Source organism: Streptomyces sp. NBC_00016 (genome assembly GCF_045040885.1).
GTDB classification, from domain to species: Bacteria; Actinomycetota; Actinomycetes; order Streptomycetales; family Streptomycetaceae; genus Streptomyces; species Streptomyces coriariae.
This window is the reverse complement of the sequence record NZ_CP108304.1, coordinates 8,190,092-8,205,500: the sequence shown is the minus strand read 5'-3', so window position 1 is coordinate 8,205,500 and position 15,409 is coordinate 8,190,092. Positions and strand designations below refer to the sequence as shown.

Annotated in this window: 16 protein-coding genes; 7 read left to right on the top strand and 9 right to left on the bottom strand. The window is 72.5% G+C overall.

Annotation, left to right across the window (positions count from 1 at the left end; translation table 11 throughout):
* Window position 1: 1 nt before the first annotated feature.
* Window positions 2–793 (bottom strand): acyltransferase, encoded by a 792-nt coding sequence (locus tag OG933_RS36385; RefSeq protein ID WP_078615958.1) that lies wholly within the window; start codon window positions 791–793, stop codon window positions 2–4.
* 76 nt (window positions 794–869) lie between these two features.
* Here OG933_RS36385 and OG933_RS36380 point away from each other — a divergent pair, with 76 nt between their 5' ends.
* Complete coding sequence (locus tag OG933_RS36380) at window positions 870–1,397, top strand: gamma carbonic anhydrase family protein (protein WP_057601908.1); 528 nt, start codon at window positions 870–872, stop codon at window positions 1,395–1,397.
* Between the two features lie 10 nt (window positions 1,398–1,407).
* On the opposite strand, the gene OG933_RS36375 is transcribed toward OG933_RS36380, so the two are convergent.
* Complete coding sequence (locus OG933_RS36375) at window positions 1,408–2,061, bottom strand: DedA family protein (RefSeq protein WP_405631136.1); 654 nt, start codon at window positions 2,059–2,061, stop codon at window positions 1,408–1,410.
* A gap of 202 nt (window positions 2,062–2,263) precedes the next feature.
* Between OG933_RS36375 and OG933_RS36370 the strand changes: the two genes are divergently transcribed.
* On the top strand, window positions 2,264–2,677 hold the full coding sequence (locus OG933_RS36370) for a hypothetical protein (protein WP_405631134.1): 414 nt from the start codon (window positions 2,264–2,266) through the stop codon (window positions 2,675–2,677).
* Between the two features lie 78 nt (window positions 2,678–2,755).
* Here OG933_RS36370 and OG933_RS36365 read toward each other — a convergent pair whose 3' ends face one another.
* Window positions 2,756–4,666 (bottom strand): RICIN domain-containing protein, encoded by a 1,911-nt coding sequence (locus OG933_RS36365; RefSeq protein WP_405631132.1) that lies wholly within the window; start codon window positions 4,664–4,666, stop codon window positions 2,756–2,758.
* A gap of 406 nt (window positions 4,667–5,072) precedes the next feature.
* Between OG933_RS36365 and galU the strand changes: the two genes are divergently transcribed.
* Window positions 5,073–6,002 carry a UTP--glucose-1-phosphate uridylyltransferase GalU gene (galU, locus tag OG933_RS36360; protein WP_362527272.1) on the top strand — a complete coding sequence of 310 codons (930 nt, stop codon included), beginning with the start codon at window positions 5,073–5,075 and terminating at the stop codon, window positions 6,000–6,002.
* A 115-nt stretch (window positions 6,003–6,117) separates the two neighbouring features.
* Here the strand turns inward: galU and OG933_RS36355 are convergent, their stop codons facing one another.
* The gene (locus OG933_RS36355) at window positions 6,118–6,555 is read right to left on the bottom strand and encodes a DUF4442 domain-containing protein (protein WP_020131696.1); all 438 of its coding nucleotides are present in this window, start codon (window positions 6,553–6,555) and stop codon (window positions 6,118–6,120) included.
* A gap of 247 nt (window positions 6,556–6,802) precedes the next feature.
* Here OG933_RS36355 and OG933_RS36350 point away from each other — a divergent pair, with 247 nt between their 5' ends.
* Window positions 6,803–7,852: a hypothetical protein gene (locus tag OG933_RS36350; RefSeq protein ID WP_020131697.1), complete on the top strand. Its 1,050-nt coding sequence runs from the start codon at window positions 6,803–6,805 to the stop codon at window positions 7,850–7,852.
* A 153-nt stretch (window positions 7,853–8,005) separates the two neighbouring features.
* On the opposite strand, the gene OG933_RS36345 is transcribed toward OG933_RS36350, so the two are convergent.
* Together OG933_RS36345 and tuf are read right to left on the bottom strand one after the other, a co-directional pair.
* A complete protein-coding gene (locus OG933_RS36345) occupies window positions 8,006–8,797 on the bottom strand; it encodes a spermidine synthase (RefSeq protein WP_405633608.1) in 792 nt (263 codons plus the stop codon).
* Window positions 8,798–8,938: 141 nt separating this feature from the next.
* Window positions 8,939–10,120: an elongation factor Tu gene (gene tuf, locus OG933_RS36340; RefSeq protein WP_362527270.1), complete on the bottom strand. Its 1,182-nt coding sequence runs from the start codon at window positions 10,118–10,120 to the stop codon at window positions 8,939–8,941.
* A 266-nt stretch (window positions 10,121–10,386) separates the two neighbouring features.
* Here tuf and OG933_RS36335 point away from each other — a divergent pair, with 266 nt between their 5' ends.
* The gene (locus OG933_RS36335) at window positions 10,387–10,947 is read left to right on the top strand and encodes a hypothetical protein (RefSeq protein ID WP_405631130.1); all 561 of its coding nucleotides are present in this window, start codon (window positions 10,387–10,389) and stop codon (window positions 10,945–10,947) included.
* Here the strand turns inward: OG933_RS36335 and OG933_RS36330 are convergent.
* Window positions 10,944–11,678 (bottom strand): DNA alkylation repair protein, encoded by a 735-nt coding sequence (locus OG933_RS36330; RefSeq protein WP_405631127.1) that lies wholly within the window; start codon window positions 11,676–11,678, stop codon window positions 10,944–10,946. The genes OG933_RS36335 and OG933_RS36330 overlap by 4 nt on opposite strands.
* Before the next feature lie 49 nt (window positions 11,679–11,727).
* Between OG933_RS36330 and OG933_RS36325 the strand changes: the two genes are divergently transcribed.
* Entirely contained in the window at window positions 11,728–12,537 is an 810-nt protein-coding gene (locus tag OG933_RS36325; RefSeq protein WP_405631126.1) for a TVP38/TMEM64 family protein, read from the top strand.
* 43 nt (window positions 12,538–12,580) lie between these two features.
* Here the strand turns inward: OG933_RS36325 and OG933_RS36320 are convergent, their stop codons facing one another.
* The gene (locus OG933_RS36320; protein ID WP_142269232.1) at window positions 12,581–13,750 is read right to left on the bottom strand and encodes a thiolase family protein; all 1,170 of its coding nucleotides are present in this window, start codon (window positions 13,748–13,750) and stop codon (window positions 12,581–12,583) included.
* Between the two features lie 135 nt (window positions 13,751–13,885).
* Here OG933_RS36320 and OG933_RS36315 point away from each other — a divergent pair, with 135 nt between their 5' ends.
* A complete protein-coding gene (locus OG933_RS36315) occupies window positions 13,886–14,356 on the top strand; it encodes a helix-turn-helix domain-containing protein (RefSeq protein ID WP_362527260.1) in 471 nt (156 codons plus the stop codon).
* Window positions 14,357–14,599: 243 nt separating this feature from the next.
* Here the strand turns inward: OG933_RS36315 and OG933_RS36310 are convergent, their stop codons facing one another.
* Window positions 14,600–15,334, bottom strand: coding sequence for a hypothetical protein (locus OG933_RS36310; RefSeq protein WP_405631124.1), 735 nt, complete (start codon window positions 15,332–15,334; stop codon window positions 14,600–14,602).
* Window positions 15,335–15,409: the final 75 nt, after the last annotated feature.

Below are 15,409 nucleotides of genomic sequence, written 5' to 3'. Positions count from 1 at the left end.
CCTAGGGTTCCAGCCGGGCGAGCGCGGCCGCCGTCTCCTCGTCCAGTTCCGACAGCGCGACCAACTGGTCCGAGGTGACGCCGTCCGGGATCGGCACCGGCGCCGGGGTGCGCAGCGGCGGCTGCCATCCCTCGGCGGGCGTCCAGCGCCGTACGACCTTGGCGGGCGCCCCCGCGACGACGCTGTGGTCGGGCACCGGGCCGCGTACCACCGCCCCGGCCGCGACGACGACGTTCCGTCCGATCCGCGCACCCGGCAGGATCACGGCCCCGGTGCCGATCCAGCACCCCGGGCCGATCTCCACGGGCTCCATGCGGGGCCACTGCTTGCCGATGGGCTCGTGCGGATCGTCGTAGGAGTGGTTCGTGGACGTGACGTAGACGTACGGGCCGAAGTAGCAGTCGCTGCCGATGGTGACCGTGGTGTCGGCGATGACATGGCTGCCCCGGCCGAGCACCACGCCGTCGCCGAGCCGCAGGATCGGGTCCGGGCCGAGGTCCAGGTCGGGCATCAGACCGGCGGTCAGGGTGACCTGTTCGCCGACGATGCAGTGCGCGCCGAGGTGGATCCAGGGCTCCCCGAAGACCGTGCCGAGCGGGAAGGCGAGCCGGGTGCCCCGGCCGATCGAGCCGAAGCGGAGGCGTCCGGGGTGCTCCGCGGTGACGGAGCCCGTGCGCTGCACCCACGCCCAGCCCGCGTGGACGGCACGCTGCACCAGTCGGCGCCGCCATGATGAGAACGTGTTCCAGGGCTTCGGCACCCGCTCACCGTACTCAGCGCGCGGTGCGGCCATGCGGCCACGGCCCTGTGATCTTCGCCCCACCCGGTGGCGTACGGTGCGGTGGGACGACCGAGACGAGGAGACGGTGATGACGCACAAGGCGCTGATCGTGGGCATCGGCGGCAGGGAACCGAAGATCGACGCCGAGGCGTTCGTGGCGCCGACGGCCTCGGTGATCGGGGACGTGACGCTGGAGGCGGGCGCGAGCGTCTGGTACGGGGCCGTCGTGCGCGGCGACGTGGAGCGGATCACCGTCCGGGCCGACGCCAACATCCAGGACAACGTGACGCTGCACGCCGACCCCGGCTTTCCGGTGACGATCGGCGAGCGGGTGTCCGTCGGCCACAACGCCGTCGTGCACGGGGCGACGGTCGGCGACGACTGCCTCATCGGGATGGGGGCGACCGTGCTCAACGGGGCGGTGATCGGGGCGGGTTCGCTGGTCGCCGCGCAGGCGCTCGTGCCCCAGGGCATGGAGGTACCGCCGGGATCACTGGTCGCGGGCGTACCGGCCAAGGTCAGGCGGGAGTTGAGCGAGGAGGAACGGCAGGGTGTGACCCTGAACGGCACCCTCTACGCGGACCTGGCCAAGGCGCACGGGAAGGTGCACGAGTAGGGCGGCCCGCCTATTCGGCGGCGGCGGGCACGGTCTCCGCTTCGGCCTCTTGCGAAGCGCTCTGCATCTTCTTCGCCTTGCGCTTGATGATCAGCATCGACGTGAGGCCGATCAGCACCGCCGCCACCAGGCCCAGGTACGAGAACTTCTTCAGCCACGACTCCGCCACGACACCCACGTAGTAGATGACGGCCGTCGTGCCGCCCGCCCAGGCGATGCCGCCGAGGACGTTGGCGACGAGGAACTTCCAGTACGGCATGTGCAGCACGCCCGCGAGCGGGCCGGCGAAGATACGCAGCAGGGCGACGAACCGGCCGAAGAAGACGGCCCACATGCCCCACTTCTCGAAGGACCGCTCGGCGGTGGCGATATGGCCCTCGCCGAAGTGCCGGGGGAACTTCCCGCCGAGCCAGGCGAGCAGCGGACGTCCGCCCTTGCGGCCGATGGCGTAGCCGATGGAGTCGCCGATCACGGCCCCCGCGGTGGCGCACGCGCCGAGCACGACGGGGTTGATGCCGCCGTGCTGGGAGGACAGCAGCGCGGCCGAGACCAGGACGATCTCGCCCGGCAGCGGGATGCCGAGGCTCTCAAGTCCGATCACCACCCCGACGAGGGCGTAGACGGCGGCCGCGGGCACCGTGTCGAGCCATTCCTGCACGTGCACCGCGGGTTCCTCCCGTTTGACGTCCCTGGGCAGCCTTGCCTTCCCGGAAGCCTACCGGGTCGGCCGGCCCCGGCCCGTCGCATGGTGTAGCCCGCTACACCACGGATCCGGGGGCGGGGTCCCTCGTGACGACGGCGCCGTGACGTGATCGTGGTGGAGGAAGAACCCACCGTGCCCCCACCGTTCCCGAAAGGACCCCGCCATGGCCGTGAACCGCCGACGCGGACGCCGTACTGCCGTCATCGCCACCGCCGCGGCAGCCTTCGCGCTGACCGCCGGCCTGCTCACCGGCTGCGAGTTCGACGACTCCGTCGACTGCCTCTCGAACGCCGACGCCATCACGGACAGCATCACGGCGATCAACAAGGCCGGAGCCGACGCCATCGAGGATCCGACGCGGACCGAGGACTCCATCGACACCATCGAGAAGAACCTGGACAAGATCAACGGCAAGTCGGACGACAGCTCGTCCGGCGACGGCAAGGTCGACAAGGCGGTCGACAAGCTCCAGCAGGCCGTCGAGGACTACAACCAGGACATCCTCGACGGCGAGCGGCCCGACTCCGCCGAGATCGACAAGGCGGCCTCGGAGCTGAGGGACGTCTGCACCTCGTAGCCAGGCGGTCGTCGGCGCGAGAAGACAGAAGGAAGGAGGGGCCATCCCCTCGTGCGGCCCCTCCTTCCGGTTCCGGGCTCAGTGACCGAGGGACCCGGTCACGTCCGCGACGACCTTCCCCAGCGCGTCGGACACCGCGGCGGGCGCCGGGAGCGCGTCGAGGAGCGTGGCGGGGGCGGCCGCGGGCGCGGCCGGGCCGGCCGGCGGGTCGCAGCACTGCACCTGGGCGACCCTCGTCCCGAACTCCGGCGCCGGAGCCGTTTCGGCGGGCGCCGGTGCGGCGTCCGGGGCGAGGGGCCGGTCACCGCGCGGCGCGGGGAGGTCCGGGGAGCCGGGTGTGCCCGGAGCGGGCTGCTCCGCCGTGCTGCGCGGCTCCGGAGCGGGCGCCCCCGGCGCCGCCGCGGCCGTGTCGAACACCCACCGCTGCCCGCCGGAGCCGTCCCGCTCGGTGACGACGACGGCCGCTCCCGGCTTGCCGGCGACGCGCGCGACGACCAGTGCGTCGTCCCGCCGCAGCAGGAGTTCCCCGCGGACGGTCAGGTCGAAGAACGTCTCGCCGGCGTGCACCAGGCAGCTGACCAGGGCGGTCGTCCGGTGGCCCGGGTCCGCGCCCAGGCAGAGCGTCGGGTCGGCCGCGCTGCGCAGCAGCCCGTCGTCCTGGTACGACCACTGCTGGGACGCGGCCTGCGAGCACCTCGCGAGGACGATTCCCGCACCGGGCCGGGCCAGGCCGCGGGCGGCGTCGAGGCAGAGCTCCGTGTCCGGGCTGCGCAGCCTGCCGTGCGCGACCTCGGCGGACCGGGACGCGGAGGCGGCCGACGGGGATCCGGAGGGCGAGGGGTCGTCGGAGCCGCCGGGCAGACCCCGTCCGCCGGTGGCCGGGGTGCTGTTCCCGCCGACGGGTGCGCCCCAGGTGGCCCCGGGGGCGGGGACACCGTTGTCATCGGACCAGCCCTTGGCCACGAGGACGGTCGCGATCAGCGCGAGCGAGGTCAGGCCCACGCCCACCAGCACGGCCTTGGGCCGTCTGCCCGGCAGTTCGAGCAGTCCCGCCGAGGTGGTGCGGTGCCGGCCGACTCCGGCGGGCGGCCGCCGCGCGGCGGGCCCGGCCGGCACCGCGGGCCCGGCCGCCACGCCGGCGGAAGCCGTGCGCCCGGGGCGCGAGTCGAGGTAGCGGCGGGCGCCCCAGCCCAGCACGGTCTCGACGAGCAGCAGGTCGAGGCCGTCGTCGAAATGGCTGAGCTGTTCGGCGGCGTGCCGGCAGAAGCGGCAGTGCGCGAGATGCTGGCGGACATCGGGCAGCAGCGTTCCGCCGCGGCGCAGCGGAATGTCGAGGAGACGGTTGTAGAAGCGGCATTCGCTCGTCGGCGCGAGTTCGCGGTGGGCGCGTACACAGCCCGCCCGGAATTGTTCCCGCGCCTGTTCCAGGGCGGCCGCCGCGGAGAGGTCGTCCACGCCGGACAGACCGGCCGGTACGGATATCGGGTCCGCCTCCACCTCCGTGTGCCACAACAGGCATTGGGAGGCGGCCGGAAGCAACTGGAAAGAGCGCTCGGCGAGTTGCCGCCTTTCGGCGGTCACCGCCCGTGCGGCGCGCAGTCCGCGGCCGCCGACAGTTTTCCGCAGCTCCGGCAGAACGTCGGCCACTCCGTCGGCGCCGGCCCATTTGCGGACCGTCTCCCGTACGGCGACCAGGAGTTGGGGACGCAGGGCGCCGCCGGTGCGCCCGTCCGCGAGCCGGCCCAGCACCTCGTGGAACGCGGCGGCGGCCACGAGCCGCGCCGTGTCCTCGGTGCCGGCCAGACAGACGGTCGCGTAGTCGTGGGCCGCCCGCCAGTGACGGGCGAACAGCAGGGCGACCGCGCGGGCACGCCCGTCGTCACCGGCGGGCCGGGCGGCCAGCAGGGCGGCGAGCTGGGGGTCGGAATCCCCGGGGGGCCGGCCGGGGCGGGGCGGGTAGGGCGGGCGTGGGGGGTTGGGGGATTGCACGGAACCATTTCCTTCCAAGCCGACGAACGGCACGGAAAAGCACGGTGTCGGAATGCGGGTGCCTGATTGGTGCGTACCTTTGGCCTGACCAGGCACGTTGGCCTGATCCGGCCCGTCCGTAAGGGGAGGCTCACCTTCGCACACGCGCCTCACAGGAAACAAGGAGTTCGAGTGACCCAAGTTCAAAGCGCGGTAATTTCAGATAAGTTACCGGCGGTATCCGCACCCGCATTCGAAATTGCGCCCGGATCCACGGACTCAACTTGTGTACGCGCAAAGCCGGATGGCACACCGAATCTCCAACTTCCGGCCCGGGGCGGCCGCCTCTCCGGCACAGGGACGGCCCACAGGAATCTCAGATGTGACTCTCGGGGTACTCCCATCCCCGTGGGACACCCTGATCCGCATGAGCGCCCCCCACTCCGCACCCAGTGTCCGCAAAGCAGTCGTCCCGGCCGCCGGCCTCGGTACCCGCTTCCTGCCCGCCACCAAGGCGACGCCGAAGGAGATGCTGCCGGTGGTCGACAAGCCGGCCATCCAGTACGTCGTCGAGGAGGCGGCCGCCGCGGGTCTGGACGACGTCCTGATGGTCACGGGCCGGCACAAGCGGGCCATCGAGGACCACTTCGACCACGCCTTCGAACTGGAGCAGGCGCTCGCCGCCAAGGGCGACACCGTCCGGCTGGACGCGGTGCGCGATCCGGCCCGGCTCGCCGACATCCACCACATCCGGCAGGGCGACCCGCTCGGGCTCGGTCACGCGGTGCTCTGCGCCCGCAACCACGTCGGCGACCAGCCGTTCGCGGTACTGCTGGGCGACGACCTCATCGACCCGCGGGAGACCCTGCTCAGCCAGATGCTCGAGGTCCGCGACCGGTACGCCGGCAGCGTGGTCGCCCTGATGGAGGTCCCGCCGGAGCAGGTCCACCTCTACGGCTGCGCGGCCGTGGAGCCGTCCGGCGAGGACGGGGTGGTGCGCGTCACCGGTCTGGTGGAGAAGCCCGCGCGCGAGGACGCGCCCAGCCGGTACGCGGTCATCGGACGGTACGTCCTCGACCCGGCCGTCTTCGACGTCCTGGAACGCACCGCACCCGGCCGCGGCGGTGAGATCCAGCTCACCGACGCCCTCCAGGAACTCGCGGCGGGCGGCACGGTGCACGGCGTGATCTTCTCGGGCCGCCGTTACGACACGGGCGACAAGGCCGACTATCTGCGCACGGTCGTCCGCCTGGCCTGCGACCGGCCCGACCTGGGGCCGGAGTTCGTCGCCTGGCTGAAGGAGTTCGTGGCGGGCCTGGAGGACGGCGACGCGGCCCGGGAACAGCTGGCGGCCTGACCGGCGCGTGGCGGGCGGAGGGTGGCGGGCGGTGCCCAGCGCCCCCCAGGGCCCCGAGGTCGCCGCGACCGGGGGGCCGTCGCCCTCGCAGGAAGCCGCTCGGCCGCTCGGCCGATCAGCTGTTGGGACGCAGGGTCCAGGTCACCGTCATCTCGCCGGTCACCGCACCGTCGGCGCGGCGGATCTCGATCGCGACCGGGAACTCGGGCCGCTCCCCCGCGTCGAGCTGCGCGACGACCTCGGCGGCCGGGCGGCCCAGCGTGGCGGTGGCGGTGACCGCTCCCATGGCCAGCTTGCGGTAGGCGATCTCGGCGCCGACGGCGAGCGGTACGGCGCGGGAGAGCTGGTCGCCGAACGCGGCGAGGACGATCGCGCCGCTGGCGGACTCGCCGAGCGTGAACATCGCCCCGGCGTGCGGCCCGCCCACGTGGTTGTGGAACTCGCTCTGGTCGGGCAGGGCGACCACGGCCTTCTCCGGACCCGCCTCGAGGAACTCGAGGTTCAGGGTCCGGGCCATGGGCACCGTGGCGGCGAGCATCTCGCCGATGGACATCTGGTCTGCGCTCATGCCCGCGATGTTACCTGTGAGTAGCTTCAGCTGGCCAGACCGGCGTGACGTTCGCCCCACCTCCTCGCGCGCCCCCGCCCTCGCGAGGGGTCGCCGACGAGGTCCCGGACGCCGCAATCCGGGAAGTTCAGGGCACACCTCGCATGCTTCGGTCCTTCGCGTCCGATTCGGTACGTCCCTGACAAGGGGCGGTGACCGAATCGTGTCCCGGACGGCACTAGGGTTTCTGGCCATGTGGCCAGGACAGCAGCCGCCCGGGGGAGAGCAGAACCCGCAGGCGCAGAACAATCCGTACCAGCAGCCGGGATACCAGCAGCCGAATCCGTATCAGCAGCCCGGCTACCCGCAACAACCCGACCAGCAGCCCAACCCCTACGCGCAGCAACCGCAGTGGGGCGCCCCGTCGCCCGCGGGCGCGCCCACGCCGCCGCCCGGCGGAGGCGGCTCGGGCGATGGCAACCGGACGAAGCTGATCGCGATCGTCGCGGCCATGGCCGTCGTCGTGGCCGCCGGTGTCACCGGGTTCCTGGTGCTGGGCGGCGACGATGACGACAAGGTCGACGCGAGCAAGGGCAGCGCGAGCCCCACGGTCTCCACGTCCGGTTCCGCCTCGGCTTCCGGCTCCTCCTCGACCGGCACCGACGACAACCCGCGCAGCAACGAGACCGCGAAGGCGACCGTCGCCGGCTGGAAGGTCGTGGTGAACCCCAAGTGGGGCATCGCCTTCGACGTGCCGGCCGACTGGGAGGTCCAGTCCCCGACGCTCAGCCAGGGCTTCGAGTGGGAGGACAAGGAGCAGTCCGACGGCTACGACCAGATCCTCCAGGGGGGCACGGCCGAGCTCAAGTCGAAGTGGTGCTCCGTGGACTCCGACAAGGACGGCAAGACCGAGGACACCGCGCTGGCCGTGGTCGGCAGCAAGGGTGCCGAGGGGGCCAAGTCGACCGACGAGATCGCCATCAACACGCCCGCCTGGTGGGTCTTCGGCGGCTACACCGAGCCGGACAAGAAGAGCCTGACCTTCGAGAAGAAGGCCACCGCATTCACCACCGCCTCCGGCATCGTGGGCAGTTACGCCTGGGCGCAGTCGACGAACACGCCCCAGAAGGGCAAGTGCGACAGCGACGGCAAGGCGATCACGTTCGGCTTCAAGAACTCCAACGGCGACTACGTGTCGTGGAACCTGTACGGGGCCAAGGGCGTGAAGGACGAACTCCCGAAGGCCACGATCATGCAGATCCTCAGCACCGTACGGCTGAACGGGACACCGACGCAGAACTAGCCGCCACCGGGTCACCGGCCGCGCCGCCGCTCACCGGGTCACCGGTCGCACACCGCGGAACCCCCGCGAGGACGGCCGGCCGGTGACCGGTACGCCGGTTCCCGCGGGGCCCCCTGGGCGCTGTGGCGGTACCCGCCGCTCGGCCGACGCCGCTCAGCCGATGCCGAACGCGCCCTCGGGTGGTTCGGGGGACGGTACGGCGTCCTCGTCCCGTACCGGGCGGGCGTCGCCGATGAAGCGGCGCAGACCCGGGCCGTGCTCGACCCGGGCCGGGAAGGCGTCACAGGCGGTACGGCGGGCCAGAGCGGTCACGTCGAGCGGACGGTGCGCGGCGACGAGCACCGCGTTGCCGAACCGGCGGCCGCGCAGTACGGCGGGCTCGGCGATGAGGGCGAGTTCCTCGAACACCGCGGCGAAGTTGGCGAGTTGGGACCGCAGGAAGCCGAAGGGCGCCGCGTCGGCGAGGTTCGCCAGATAGACGCCGTCGCGGCGCAGGACCCGTCCGGCCTCCTGGGCGTAGGTCAGGGACGTCAGATGGGCGGGGACGCGGGAGCCGCCGAAGACATCGGCGACGAGCGCGTCGGCGGAGCCGTCCGGAGCCGCTTCCAGCCAGTCCCGCGCGTCGGCGGCGTGCAGCGCGATGCCGGCTCCGGCCGGGACCGGCAGGTGCGTGTCGATCAGCTCCAGCAGCCCGCGGTCGAACTCGACGACGTCCTGCCGGGAACCCGGCCGGGTCGCGGCCAGATACCGGGGCAGGGTGAGCGCGCCGCCGCCGAGATGCAGGACGTCCAGGGGCCGCCCCGCCTCGGCGACGGTGTCCAGGACGTGCCCGAGGCGCCGCGCGTACTCGAACTCCAGGTACGTCGGCTCGTCCAGGTCGACGTACGACTGCGGCGCCCCGTCGACGGTCAGCAGCCAGGCGCGCTCCCGGTCGACGTCGGGCATCAGCTTGGCGGTGCCGTGGTCGACGGCGCGGGAGACGGGTATGGGCTCGTCGTTCACCGTCCCATTGTGCCTGCGGGCCACGCCCCCGAAGGAGCACGGCCCGCAGGCCCCGCGCACGTCGGCCACGGACACCGGCCGCCCTCACAGCACGGCTGTCACGGTTCCCGCCCCCACGGTCCGCCCGCCCTCGCGGATGGCGAAGCCGAGACCGGGCTCCAGCGGGACCTCACGCCCCAGCTCGACGGTCATGCCGACCGTGTCCCCGGGCCGTGCGACCGGGATCTCGCCCAGGTCCACGTCCCCGACGACGTCCGCCGTACGGATGTAGAACTGCGGCCGGTAGCCGGTCGAGACGGGCGTGGTGCGGCCGCCCTCCCGCCCGGACAGGACGTACACCCGGGCCGTGAACCGCCGGCTGGGCACCACGCTCCCCGGCGCCACCACCACATGTCCCCGCCGGACGGCGTCCCGGGGCACGCCGCGCAGCAGCAGTGCCACGTTGTCCCCGGCCTGCGCCTCCTCCATCGGCTTGCCGAAGGTCTCGATGCCCGTCACCACGGTCTCGACACCGGCGCCGAGCACCTGCACCTGGTCCCCCAGGCGGAGCGTCCCGCGCTCCACCGCTCCGGTGACGACCGTCCCCCGGCCGGTGATGGTGAGCACGTTCTCCACGGGCAGCAGGAACGGCGCGTCCAGATACCGCTCGGGCATGGGCACATAGGTGTCCACCGCGTCGAGCAGCGCGTCGATCGACGCCGTCCAGCGGGGGTCGCCGGCCAGGGCCCGCAGCCCCGACACCCTGACGACGGGCGCGGAGTCGCCGCCGTAGCCGTGCTCGGTGAGCAGGTCGCGGACCTCCAGTTCGACCAGGTCGATCAACTCGGTGTCGTCCCCGTCGACGACGGCGTCGGCCTTGTTGAGCGCGACCACGATGTGGTCGACGCCCACCTGGCGGGCGAGCAGGACGTGTTCGGCGGTCTGCGGCATGATCCCGTCGAGCGCGGAGACGACGAGGATCGCCCCGTCGAGCTGCGCGGCCCCGGTGACCATGTTCTTGACGTAGTCGGCGTGGCCCGGCATGTCCACGTGCGCGTAGTGCCGGGTGTCGGTCTCGTACTCGACGTGCGCGATGTTGATGGTGATGCCGCGCGCGGCCTCCTCCGGGGCGCGGTCGATACGGTCGAACGGCACGAAGGCGCCGGTGCCGCGGTCGGCGAGGACCTTGGTGATGGCGGCGGTCAGGGTGGTCTTGCCGTGGTCCACGTGCCCCATGGTGCCGATGTTGAGGTGTGGTTTGGTCCGCACGTAAGCGGTCTTGGGCATGGCTGTACCTCGAAGCGTGTCCGTAGGAAGTGGGGACCCCGGCGAACTGACCGACCCTCCCCCTGCGGGGTCCGCCGGACGATCCGGAGAGGGTCAGCTTCGGGCGCCGTCGACAGCGGCCATGAGGAGTGGGACGGCAGCCTTCGGCGTATCCGCGACCGCGGATGCTGCGAGGAGGAAGGCGTACCGGAACATGGTGCCGATCATCGCCGACGGTTCGTTCGGCGTCGAATGGTTTTCGCCGGATGGGGAGGGTTACGGTCCTGATGACCGACATCAGCACGACAGAGCCGTGGGAGCAGTGGTGGGAGCTGCTGCCGCAGGGGATCCGCGAGCAGGTCGACGGGTACGTCCTCCAGGACGCCCTGATGCCGGCGATCCGCGCCGTCTGGGAGGCCGGCCAGGCTCACGGCGTCGGCCTCCAGGAGGCTCAACTCGTCGTCCACGAACGCTATTCCCACCACGGCGACCGGATCGCCCGGACCCCCGACAACCCGCTGGACCTGGATTCACTGGGCGCTCGCGCGGCCGGCGCGCCGGGCCGGGTCGTGGCGATCGAGGTCGTCTGGGACGGGGACACGGTCCACGACTGGTTCGTGATCCTGTACGCCGTCACCGCCGACCCCGAGGGCGAGCAGGCGCTGGCCACCGTCTACCGGCACACGGCGCAACGGCACCTCGACGGTACGGATCCCGCGCTGCACCATCCCTGCGCGGCCGTCGCCGACAAGGTGGGCAGGGCCCTGGCCGCGCGTCTGTCGGTGCCCTTCCACTTCGCGAGCCCGGACACCCCGGACGACGAGGCACCCCGCCTGCGGCCCTCCTAGCCGCCGGCCGTGTCCCCGATGTTCTTCAGTGCCTCGCGCACCGTCAGCGGCGCGAGGTGGTCCCGCTCGCGGGTGACGAAGGCGCGGACGGCCGCCGGGTCGGTCTTGGCGTATTCGCGCAGGGCCCAGCCGATCGCCTTGCGGATGAAGAAGTCCGGGTGGGCGGACCGGCGCAGGCAGTGGGCGAAGAGACGGTCGGTGTCGGTGCGTTCCTTGTAGCGGAGCTGGTGGAGCAGGGCGGTACGGGCGACCCACAGGTCCTCGTCGGCGATCCAGACGTCCATGTCGGCGCCGAGCCGGGGGTCGGCCGCGACGAGCGTGCCGACCACGTGTGCGGCGAGCAGGTCGACCGTGTCCCACCAGGACGTCGTGGTCACCAGCCGGCGTGCCACGGGCAGGAACGCCGACGACAGGCGTGGCGCGTACCGGCGCAGGTAGTCGACGGCGAAGTAGTGGTACTCGCGCTGCGGCAGCGCCCAGCAGCGCAGCGCGATCGCCGTGCAGTCGGCCTCGTCGGGGCGGGGCGTGCCCGCCAGGACGGTGCGGGACAGCGCCCGGCGGGCGGGAGTGGGGAGGCCGAGGAAGGGGGCCACGTCCTTCATGTACGCGCGCATGGCCGCCGCCTGGCCCGGGTCGGCCGCGGCGCCGTACGCGGTCGTCAGCCGCTCCAGCACGATGTCGGCGAGAACGCTGTCCGGCACGCCGATCGCGTCCGCACCTGTGACCGTCATGAGACGAACCATACGGCGATCACACATGTCCGTCGGTTAGTGTCGCGGGATGCTCGATGCCACCACCCGCTCTGGGGGCACCGCCACGGCCACTCCCCGGGCCACCGCCACGGAGCTCGTCGTCCCCACGCTCGCTCCCGTGCCCGTCATCGCGTCCGTCGCTCCGCGGGCCGACGCACCCGGCGGCCTCGCCGCGCGCTGCGCGAGAGTGCTGCGTTCGCCCTGGTCCCGTTTCGCGCTGCTGGTCACGCTGCTGGCGGCGGCCGCGTCGAGCGTGCTGCTCTTCGAGCCGCAGAAGCTCCTCGCGGACGGCTGGCCACCCCAGTTGGGCGGTGTCACGGCGGCCGCGGTCTTCGCGGTGGCGTACGGACTGTGCACGGTGGCGTTCGTGCCCCGACCGCTGCTGAACCTGGCAGCGGGCGCCGTCTTCGGTTCGCAGTGGGGTGTCGCCGCGGCGCTCGCGGGCACGGTGCTGGGGGCCGGGATCGCCTTCGGGCTCGGCCGGGTCCTCGGGCAGGACGCGCTACGGCCGCTGCTGCGCGGACGGCTGCTCAAGGCGGCGGACGGTCAGCTGAGCCGGCACGGCATGCGCTCGATGCTGGCGGCCCGGCTGTTCCCGGGGGTGCCGTTCTGGGCCGCGAACTACTGCGCCGCCGTCTCCCGCATGGGCTGGCTGTCCTTCCTGGTGGCGACCGCGCTGGGCTCCATCCCGAACACCGCCGCCTATGTCGTCGCCGGGGCCCGCGCCTCCTCCCCGACCTCGCCGGCCTTCCTGATCGCCATGGCCGCCATCACCCTGCCGGCGCTGGTCGGCGCGGTGGTGGCCTGGCGCAAGCGCCACCACCTGCGTCGCCCGTAGCCGCCCGCCGCCGTCGGCTTCGCGGCCCCTGTCCGTCGGCCGACTACACGGATTCCAGCACCATCGCGTTGGCGAGCCCGCCCGCCTCACACATCGTCTGCAGGGCGTAGCGGGCGCCGCGTTCCCGCATCGCGTGGACGAGCGTCGTCGTCAGCCGGGTGCCGCTCGCGCCGAGCGGGTGTCCGAGCGCGATCGCGCCGCCGTGCACATTGACCTTGTCGAGGTCCGCGCCGGTCTCCTGCCGCCAGGCCAGGACCACGCTGGAGAACGCCTCGTTGACCTCGAAGAGGTCGATGTCGTCGAGACGTAGCCCGGCCCGGCGCAGCACCTTCTCGGTCGCCGGGATCACGCCGGTCAGCATCAGCAGCGGGTCCGAGCCGGTGACGGCGAAGCTGTGCAGTCGGGCGAGCGGGCGCAGACCGAGGCGGGCGGCGGTCTCGCCGGAGGTGATCAGCACGGCCGAGGCGCCGTCGTTGACCGGGCTGGCGTTGCCCGCGGTGACGTTCCACTCGATCTGCGGGAAGCGCTCGGCGAAGGCCGGGTCGTAGTAGGCGGGTTTGAGGCCGGCGAGGATCTCGGGGGTGCTCCCGGGCCGTACGCACTCGTCGCGCGAGACGCCGTCCAGGGGCGCGACCTCGGCGTCGAAGAGCCCCTGTGCCCAGGCCTCGGCGGCCTTGCGGTGCGAGGAGACGGCGAAGCCGTCCATCTGCTCCCGCGTGATCGACCACTTGGCGGCGATGAGCTCGGAGCTGATGCCCTGCGGGACGAGTCCCTCCGGGTAGCGCGCGGCGACGCCGGGGCCGAAGGGGTCCTTGCCGGGCGGCACGTTGGACCACATCGGCACCCGGCTCATCGACTCGACACCGCAGGCGACGACGAGGTCGTAGGCGCCGGACATGACGCCCTGGGCCGCGAAGTGCACGGCCTGCTGGGAGGATCCGCACTGCCGGTCGACGGTGGTCGCGGGGACGGTCTCCGGGAAGCCCGCCGAGAGCAGCGCGTAGCGGGTGGTGTTCATGGCCTGTTCGCCGACCTGGTCGACGGTGCCGCCGATCACGTCGTCGATCAGCGCGGGATCGACGCCGGAGCGGTCGACGAGGGTGCGCAGGGTGTGGGCGAGGAGTTCGACGGGGTGGACGTGGGCGAGGGAGCCGTTCGGCTTGCCCTTGCCGATCGGGGTGCGTACGGCTTCGACGATGACTGCGTCACGCATGTGCGATGCCTCCATGACGAGCACGAGCGGGGAAACTACCGGTGAGTAGGAAATCCGGACTCACCATAACCCCGAGGGTTGGAAAATCCAACCGACCTCGATTTGCTTTTCCAACCCTCCCCTAGACTGACCGCCATGGCCGCCTCCAAAGATCCGCGCCCCTGCTCGATCGCCGACGCCCTCGCCCTCGTCGGCGAGAAGTACTCCCTGCTCGTCCTGCGGGAGGTGTGCCTGGGCAACACCCGCTTCGACCAACTGGTGCGCAACATCGGCGCTCCGCGCGACATCCTGGCCACCCGGCTGCGCCGCCTCGTCGACGCCGGGATCCTGACCAGGCGTGCCTACAGCGAGCGGCCGCAGCGCTTCGAGTACCGGCCCACGCAGGCGGGGCTCGAACTGGAGCCGGTCCTGATGACCCTCATGGCGTGGGGCGACCGCCATCTCCGCGAGGACGACGACCGCCCCATGGTGCTCGCGCACGTCTGCGGCAACGAGCTGGCCCCCGTGGTCACCTGCGCGGCCTGCGGCGACCAGGTCCGCCACGAGGACGTGAGCGCCCACCCGCAGGCTCCGGGCTGGACGGTGGCGGGCCCGTCGGCCGCCTGAAGCCGCCCCGCGCGGACACGCGGGCGCGCGGGCGGTGTGGATGGTGCGGGCGGCGATGGCGGCGTGTGCGGCCACCTGCTCGCGGGTCGCGTCGTCCGGGGAGCGCGAGCGGGTGGCGCCGGAGCCGAGCCCCGCGGCGGTCGAGGTCACCGTGGTTCGCGGTGACCCGACCTACCCGCCGAGCGCACGGATCACCGGTCGGGAGCGCCACCGCACCAGCGGACAGCAGTCACGGGACGGCCCTCAGGCTCCCAGCTTCCGGATCTGCGCGGTGACCAGTTCCGCCGGTACCTCCGCCGCCGAGCCGGTGCCGGCGGCCGTGTAGAACAGGACCACCGTGGCACCGCTGCGCACGACCACGAACGCGTCCGCGCTGTCCCCCTGGGTCTCCAGGCCGAAGGCGACCGCCTCGTCGCCCGCGTCGGGGGCGGTGGCCGCCTTGGCGGTGGTCCGCGCGGGCACGCCTCCCTCGTAGGCGGTGCACTTCTTCAGGGCGGTGCGGAGGCCGTCGAGAATGCCCTCCGCGTCGGACCCGTCGTAGGCCATGAGGCCGATGGTGGTGGCGGAACCGGCGGTGGGGCCGGCTCCCCCGAAGGCGAGGAGGCCGACGAACGCCTTGGGGCCCGGGTCGGGCGAGGCGGTGCGCATGTTCTCCAGCGGCTGGCAGTCCGCGGGCCGGGCGGTGGAATCGCCGTCGGGCTTCACGGGGAAGTCGGTGATCTGGTAGCCGTCCACGTCCCCGCCGACCAGCGCGGCGGACTTCAGCTGAGCCTCGCCGAGCGGTTCCGCGGGCGCCTCCGACGCGGCAGCCGAGGCCGACGCCGATCCGGACCCCGATCCGGACCCCGATCCGGATGAAGACCCTTGTGCCGCCGCGGAATCCGTGGCCTTCGCATCGGAATCGCCGCCGCCACCGCCCCCGCATCCGGCCACCAGCACCGCCGCGCACAGGGCCGCCGCCGTCACTCTGATCCGCACCCGCTGACTCCCCGCTCTCGACATCGGTCGATTGGATCATTCCGGCGGGGAAGCCGCAGGAGTACCACGCAATCT

Excerpts from the sequence above, each read along its gene's own strand:
- OG933_RS36385 (WP_078615958.1), bottom strand. The coding sequence starts at position 793 with ATGGCCGCACCGCGCGCTGAGTACGGTGAGCGGGTGCCGAAGCCCTGG.
- OG933_RS36380 (WP_057601908.1), top strand. The coding sequence starts at position 870 with ATGACGCACAAGGCGCTGATCGTGGGCATCGGCGGCAGGGAACCGAAG.
- OG933_RS36370 (WP_405631134.1), top strand. The coding sequence starts at position 2,264 with ATGGCCGTGAACCGCCGACGCGGACGCCGTACTGCCGTCATCGCCACC.
- galU (WP_362527272.1), top strand. The coding sequence starts at position 5,073 with ATGAGCGCCCCCCACTCCGCACCCAGTGTCCGCAAAGCAGTCGTCCCG.
- OG933_RS36355 (WP_020131696.1), bottom strand. The coding sequence starts at position 6,555 with ATGTCCATCGGCGAGATGCTCGCCGCCACGGTGCCCATGGCCCGGACC.
- OG933_RS36350 (WP_020131697.1), top strand. The coding sequence starts at position 6,803 with ATGTGGCCAGGACAGCAGCCGCCCGGGGGAGAGCAGAACCCGCAGGCG.
- OG933_RS36345 (WP_405633608.1), bottom strand. The coding sequence starts at position 8,797 with ATGCCCGACGTCGACCGGGAGCGCGCCTGGCTGCTGACCGTCGACGGG.
- tuf (WP_362527270.1), bottom strand. The coding sequence starts at position 10,120 with ATGCCCAAGACCGCTTACGTGCGGACCAAACCACACCTCAACATCGGC.
- OG933_RS36335 (WP_405631130.1), top strand. The coding sequence starts at position 10,387 with ATGACCGACATCAGCACGACAGAGCCGTGGGAGCAGTGGTGGGAGCTG.
- OG933_RS36330 (WP_405631127.1), bottom strand. The coding sequence starts at position 11,678 with ATGACGGTCACAGGTGCGGACGCGATCGGCGTGCCGGACAGCGTTCTC.
- OG933_RS36325 (WP_405631126.1), top strand. The coding sequence starts at position 11,728 with ATGCTCGATGCCACCACCCGCTCTGGGGGCACCGCCACGGCCACTCCC.
- OG933_RS36320 (WP_142269232.1), bottom strand. The coding sequence starts at position 13,750 with ATGCGTGACGCAGTCATCGTCGAAGCCGTACGCACCCCGATCGGCAAG.
- OG933_RS36315 (WP_362527260.1), top strand. The coding sequence starts at position 13,886 with ATGGCCGCCTCCAAAGATCCGCGCCCCTGCTCGATCGCCGACGCCCTC.